Here is a 1,302-nt window from a genome sequence, read left to right as displayed (position 1 = left end):
AGGCTTTATAACCTTAACTGAAAAATTTATGATTAGGTAATTCTTATTGAACCGCCGTGTACCGAACGGTACGCACGGTGGTGTGAGAGGTCGCTAAATAAATTAATTATTTAGCTCCTACTCGATTGAGATTTTTAGCAGTATTTCAGTTGGTAAGGTGATATTTTAAGGAGGGGAAATATGATTTGGATTAAAGGAGTAAGAAAAGTTTATGTAAATAAACAGGGAACAGTTGAAGCATTAAAAGAAATCAATTTGCATGTTGAAAAGGGTAAAATTTTTGGAATAATAGGGTACAGTGGAGCAGGAAAAAGCACATTAGTACGCTGTATAAACTTATTGGAGAAGCCCACTAGTGGACAGGTTATGGTTAACAATAAAGAATTAACTAAGTTACCTGAAAGAGAGCTGAGAAAAAGCAGGAAAAAAATTGGTATGATTTTTCAACATTTTAACTTAATGAGCAGTAGAAACGTATTTCAAAATGTTGCATATCCACTTAAGGGAAATAGCTATACCAAGGAAGAAAAAAAACAGAAAGTTTTAAGCCTGCTAGAATTAGTTGGGCTTAGTGATAAGATTTTAGCATATCCATCTCAATTAAGTGGAGGACAAAAACAGAGAGTTGCTATAGCTAGGGCACTAGCAAACGATCCACAGGTTTTATTGTGTGACGAAGCAACATCTGCAATAGATCCTCAGACAACAGCATCAATTTTAAAATTGTTAAAGGAAATTAATGAAAAGCTAGGGTTAACCATAGTAATCATTACTCATCAAATGGAAGTGGTAAAAGAAATTTGTCACGAAGTTGCGGTAATGGAAGCCGGACAAATAGTTGAAAGTGGAGGGATAATTGATATTTTTACGAATCCAAAAGCTGAAATAACCAAAGAATTTATATCTACTGTTTTTAACTATGATAAGATATATGATTTCCTATGCCATGAAGAATTTGCAGAAGGAGAAACTGTAGCTAAAATATCATTTGTGGGACAAAAGACGGGTCAAGCCTTTATTTCTAAACTTTCAAGAAAATTTAAAATAGATGCCAGTATTTTGTTCGGGAATATTGAAATTATCCAGCATATACCTATTGGAAATTTAATTGTAAAGTTTAGTGGTGCTAAGGAGGGAATAGTAGAATCAATAAAATATCTAGAAGAAAATAATATGAGTAGTCACGGAAAGTAACATGTAAAACTTGATTTTGTATAGAGTCATTATAAGGCTATAAATTTTATGTTCAGAGAGCAGTTAGGAATAAAAATAGGCATAGCAAACAAGCCTACACGATGCAGG

1 protein-coding gene is annotated in these 1,302 nt (G+C 33.2%); it reads left to right on the top strand.

From position 1 onward, the window contains the following. Positions 1-180 precede the first annotated feature (180 nt). The gene (locus Ctaglu_RS24730; protein ID WP_125006715.1) at positions 181-1,194 is read left to right on the top strand and encodes a methionine ABC transporter ATP-binding protein; all 1,014 of its coding nucleotides are present in this window, start codon (positions 181-183) and stop codon (positions 1,192-1,194) included. Positions 1,195-1,302: the final 108 nt, after the last annotated feature.

Origin of the sequence: Clostridium tagluense (genome assembly GCF_003865095.1) — a bacterium.
GTDB classification, from domain to species: domain Bacteria; phylum Bacillota; class Clostridia; order Clostridiales; family Clostridiaceae; genus Clostridium_AD; species Clostridium_AD tagluense.
This window is presented reverse-complemented; position numbering and strand designations above follow the sequence as displayed.

Bases quoted from the DNA above. Each gene is read 5' to 3' on its own strand.
- Ctaglu_RS24730 (WP_125006715.1), top strand. From the start codon at position 181: ATGATTTGGATTAAAGGAGTAAGAAAAGTTTATGTAAATAAACAGGGA.